Origin of the sequence: Paracraurococcus ruber (assembly GCF_004353985.1) — a bacterium.
GTDB classification, from domain to species: domain Bacteria; phylum Pseudomonadota; class Alphaproteobacteria; order Acetobacterales; family Acetobacteraceae; genus Paracraurococcus; species Paracraurococcus ruber.
The window spans coordinates 1-4,927 of sequence record NZ_SMOA01000344.1; the positions used below are offsets into that span (position 1 = coordinate 1).

At 73.0% G+C, this 4,927-nt stretch carries 3 protein-coding genes; 2 read left to right on the plus strand and 1 reads right to left on the minus strand.

Annotated features, from left to right (window positions below; all coding sequences use genetic code 11):
- Positions 1-1,099: 1,099 nt before the first annotated feature.
- Together E2C05_RS34400 and proB are read left to right on the plus strand one after the other, a co-directional pair.
- Positions 1,100-3,244 (plus strand): carbohydrate-binding domain-containing protein, encoded by a 2,145-nt coding sequence (locus tag E2C05_RS34400; protein ID WP_200306373.1) that lies wholly within the window; start codon positions 1,100-1,102, stop codon positions 3,242-3,244.
- A 147-nt stretch (positions 3,245-3,391) separates the two neighbouring features.
- Positions 3,392-4,507, plus strand: a complete 1,116-nt coding sequence (gene proB / locus E2C05_RS28615) for a glutamate 5-kinase (protein ID WP_133223040.1) — start codon at positions 3,392-3,394, stop codon at positions 4,505-4,507.
- Positions 4,508-4,540: 33 nt separating this feature from the next.
- On the opposite strand, the gene E2C05_RS28620 is transcribed toward proB, so the two are convergent.
- A partial coding sequence (locus E2C05_RS28620) for an NAD(P)/FAD-dependent oxidoreductase (protein ID WP_192912535.1) occupies positions 4,541-4,927 on the minus strand: 387 nt, incomplete at its 5' end.

A 4,927-nucleotide genomic window follows, 5' to 3' on the forward strand; every position in this document is an offset into this window, starting at 1 on the left:
GCCCGGCCCCGGCCAGCCGTCCCTGGCCGGCAGGTCCCCGGCCGCTGGCGCCGCGACCCGCCCGGGAGTCCGCGCGCGGCCTCCCCGGTCCCGCCCTGGCCGGCCCATCGCCGGCCCCGTTGCCGGCACCTCCTCGCCCGGCCGACTCGGGCCGACCCGCGCCGCTCCTCGACCTCCAAGCCACTGATTTCCAAAGGCCCTGCCCCGGGGTTTGGCTGAACCTGGACTCCGCGGCGCGTCGGGTCATGCCAGGTCGGCCAGGGCCCCGGGCGGGTCTTCGGGCGCCGGCGACCGGCCCATCCGGCGCCGAGCGGGCGGGCCGGCCCGCCGAGGCATCGGCGGATGTGGCCCGCCATCCGGCCTCCGCCGCGCCAAGCCGTTGCGATCCGGGCGGGCACGGGCGCCCGCCTGCCCCCGCCCGCCGGGCGATCCGCGCCTGACGGGCCGGTCTGCCGGCAAGCGGCAGGCGGCTCAGCGGCCCGGCGGCACGACCCGGGAGGTCTGATGGCTCTGGCCTTGCACTGCGGCCTCCGATCCCCGCCTGTCCACCAGGCGATCGCGCGATGCGCGCCCTGCGGCAGCGGCGGCACCCATGGGCCAGGCGCGGCGCCGGGGCGGCCGGGCCGGCAGGCCGCCTTGCCAAGCCCCGCCCGGCCCTGGATCATCAACCTCAGGTAGCGATCCGGGCGGGCCCTGCCGGAGTCCGGTGGGACCCTGGCTCGCCGCCGCGACCCCGCGAGCCCCCCCGGCCGGCCGGCAGCCACGGGGCGGTCCCGGCCCGGCCCGCCGGCGCCCTGCCAAGCCGAGGAAGACCAGTGGCTTGGCGGTCACGACGCAAACCATTCCGGAAGCCGGCGAAAAACGTGATCGCCGCATCACATCTCCGGCGTTGATCCGATAAGTTGCATACGACATATCGTATCCCCGCACCGGTACTTCACTTTTTGGTGCTTCACGTAACTGTGGGGATCGGATCCATGCCTGCCGGCACCGTGCGGCCCTCCCGTGCCCGGACTCTCAACCAAAAGTTGCGGATTCCCTGCGGAGCGCGCGCCATGCGGCAGGCCCCGCTCACCCACCCAGCGCAGGAGGCCTGATCATGGCCGGGACGACAACGCCCATCACCAAGACCATCGGCACCGGCACCGACAGCCTGGTGCTCAAGATCAGCCAGGACGCCTTCCAGGGAAATGCCCAGTACACCATCAGCGTGGATGGCCAGGTGATCGGCGGCACCCTCACCGCCGGCGCCCTGCATGGCAGCGGCGACGACCTGATCACCGTGAAGGGCAATTTCGCCGCCGGCCCGCACAGCGTCGTCGTCACCTTCCTGAACGACCTGTACAACGGCTCCGCCGCCGCCGACCGCAACCTGTATGTGGACGGCATCACGCTGAACGGCGCCGCGGTCAGCGGCGGCACCGCCGCGCTGCTCGGCAACGGGCCGGCCGGCTTCGCCTTCACCAAGGCCGCGCCGGCGCCGACGCCCATCACCCAGACCATCGGCAGCGGCGCCGATTCCCTGCTGCTGAAGATCAGCCAGGACGCCTACCAGGGCAACGCCCAGTACACCATCAGCGTGGACGGCAAGCAGGTCGGCGGCACGATGACCGCCGGCGCGCTGCATGCCAAGGGCGTCGACGACCTGATCACCGTGAAGGGCGACTTCGCCGCCGGCGCGCACAAGGTCACCGTCAACTTCCTGAACGACCTGTACAACGGCAGCGCCGCCGCCGACAGGAACCTGTATGTCGACGCGGTCAGCCTGAACGGCAAGGACATGGCCGGCAAGGCGTCGCTGCTCGGCAGCGGGCCGGTGGACTTCGCCTTCGCCAAGGCCGCGCCGGCGCCGACGCCCATCACCCAGACCATCGGCAGCGGCGCCGATTCCCTGCTGCTGAAGATCAGCCAGGACGCCTGGCAGGGCAACGCCCAGTACACCATCAGCGTCGACGGCAAGCAGGTCGGCGGCACGCTGACCGCCGGCGCGCTGCGCGCGAACGGCGTCGACGACATGATCACCGTGAAGGGCGACTTCGCCGCCGGCGCCCACAAGGTCACCGTCAACTTCCTGAACGACCTGTACAACGGCAGCGCCGACACCGACAGGAACCTGTATGTCGACGCGGTCAGCCTGAACGGCAAGGACATGGCCGGCAAGGCGTCGCTGCTCGGCAGCGGGCCGGTGGACTTCGCCTTCGCCAAGGCCGCCGCCGGCGGCGGCGGCATCACGCAGAGCATCGGCAGCGGCGCCGATTCGCTGGTGCTGAAGGTCAGCCAGGATGCCTGGCAGGGCAATGCGCAGTACACCGTCAGTGTCGACGGCAAGCAGGTCGGCGGCACGCTGACCGCCAGCGCCTGGCACGCGAACGGCGTCGACGACCTGATCACCGTGAAGGGCGACTTCGGCGCCGGAGCGCACAAGGTCACGGTCAACTTCCTCAATGACCAGTATGGCGGCACCGCCGCCACCGACCGCAACCTGTATGTCGACGGCATCGCGCTGAACGGCAAGGATGTCGCGGGCGGCAAGGCGGCGCTGCTCGGCAACGGGCCGGTGGACTTCGCCTTCGGCGACGCGCCGTCCAATCCGGGCATCGGCAACGGCCCCGGCGGCGTGCCGGGCAGCTGGAAGCAGGTCTGGGTCGAAAGCTTCGACGGCACCACGCGGGAGGATGTGCTGGGCATGTTCAGCCGCGCCTGGGGCCCGGGCGTCGACACCTCAGTCTCCGGCCAGCTCACCATGCACACCACCGCCGACGACCAGGACAGCGGCGCCATGGTGCCGCCGACCGGGGCCGGCGACGGCTATGGCTACGGCCTCTACACCTTCACGCTGAAGACGCAGGGGACCGTCGGCACCTATGCCCTGACCTGGCCCGCCACCGACAAGTGGCCCGGCCCGGAGCTGGACCTGATGGAGATCAACGGGTCCGGCGTGCCCTACACCACCATCCACTGGAAGGGCGATGACGGGTCCAACCAGTTCCGCTCCTACGACCTGACCGGCGTGGACCCGTCCAAGACCCACACCTATGCGATGAACTGGCAGAACGACTTCATCGACATCTACGTGGACGGCCAGCTGCTGCACCACATCACGGAGCACGTGCCGCACGACTACGCCCATGGCGGGGAGAACACCGCCCCCGGCATCGGCACCCAGACCTGGTGGAACGACGGCGCGCTGGGCGGCAACAACTGGATCACCCTGTACGAAGCCTCCTACTCCGTCGTGGCCTGAACGCGGGCTTCCCCCGCAGGCCCTCCGGGCGATGCCGGCCCCATGGACGATGCTGCGCATCGCCCATGGGGTCCCGGGCGGGTCGGGAGCCGGGGGGCGAAGCCCCCCCGGTTCCCCGCCGGGCCGTTCTGCCCTAAGCCCCGCCGGATGTTGCCCAAGCTCCCCGACGCCCGCCGCATCGTCGTCAAGATCGGCTCCGCCCTGGTGGTGGACGAGGCGACGGCCGCGCCGCGCGCCGCCTGGCTGGCCGGCGTCGCCGCCGATGTCGCCGCGCTGCGGGCGGGCGGGACGGAGGTCATCCTGGTCTCCTCCGGCGCCATCGCCCTGGCCCGCCGCGCCCTGAAGCTCACCCGCCGCAAGCTGCGGCTGGAGGAGAAGCAGGCGGCCGCGGCGGTCGGGCAGATCCGCCTGGCCGGCGCCTGGCAGGAAGCGCTGGCGGCGCATGACCTGCCGGCGGCGCAGCTCCTGCTCACGCTCGAGGACAGCGAGGACCGCCGGCGCTACCTGAACGCCCGCGCCACGCTCGGCACCCTGCTCGACCTCGGCTGCGTGCCGGTGATCAACGAGAACGACACGGTGGCGACCGCCGAGATCCGCTTCGGCGACAATGACCGCCTGGCGGCGCGCGTCGCCGAGATGACCGGCGCCGATGCGATGGTGCTGCTTTCCGACATCGACGGGCTCTACACCGCCGACCCGCGCCGCGACCCGGCGGCGCAGCACCTGCCGGTGGTGGAGCGGATCGGCGAGGACATCATGGCCATGGGGGGCGAGCCGCCGCCCGGCTATTCCTCCGGCGGGATGCGCACCAAGCTGATCGCCGCGCGCATCGCCACCGGCGCGGGCTGCGCCATGGCGATCGCGCTCGGCAAGCGGGACAACCCGCTGCGGGCGATGATGGACGGCGCGCGCTGCACCTGGTTCCTGCCGGCGCCGGAAGGCCGCACGGCGCGCAAGCGCTGGATCGCCGGGTCGCTGGCGCCGCTCGGCGTGCTGGTGGTGGATGCCGGGGCGGCGCGGGCACTGGCGCGCGGGTCGTCGCTGCTGCCGGCCGGCGTGCGGACCGTGGACGGCAGCTTCCACCGCGGCGACCCGGTCAGCGTGCGGGACGAGGCCGGGCGGGAATTGGCGCGCGGGCTGGTGGCCTACGACGCCGAGGATGCCCGGCTGATCCTCGGCCATCGCAGCGAGGAGCTGGAGGCGATCCTCGGCTGGCGGGGACGCGACGAGATCATCCACCGCGACGACCTGGTCCTCCTGTAGCGGGGGCTCTGCCCCGTCGAGCGCCCTCGGCGCTCAACCCCCGCCGGGGCCGAGGCCTGGCCCCGGACCCCGGCCTGAGGTGGCCCATCCCAGCGCCGCCCTCCCCGCCGCGGCGCCCGTGGCGAAGCAGGCCTGCAGCAGGTAGCCGCCGGTCGGGGCCTCCCAGTCCAGCATCTCCCCGCAGGCGAAGACGCCGGGGCGGCGATGCAGCATCAGCGACCCGTCCACCTCGTCCCAGCGCAGGCCGCCGGCGGCGGAGATGGCGCGGTCGAGGCCCTCCACGCCCGTGACGCGCAGCGGCAGCGCCTTCACCAGGCGCGAGAGCGGCGCCGCCGCCCCGCCGCGCAGCGCTTCCTGCACCAGCGCCGCCGCCGCCGGCGCCAGGCCGGCGCGGCGCAGCAGGTTGGCGACGGTGACCCC

What these genes read in the sequence shown, in the direction of transcription:
- E2C05_RS34400 (WP_200306373.1), top strand. Translation starts at nt 1,100, where the DNA reads ATGGCCGGGACGACAACGCCCATCACCAAGACCATCGGCACCGGCACC.
- proB (WP_133223040.1), top strand. Translation starts at nt 3,392, where the DNA reads ATGTTGCCCAAGCTCCCCGACGCCCGCCGCATCGTCGTCAAGATCGGC.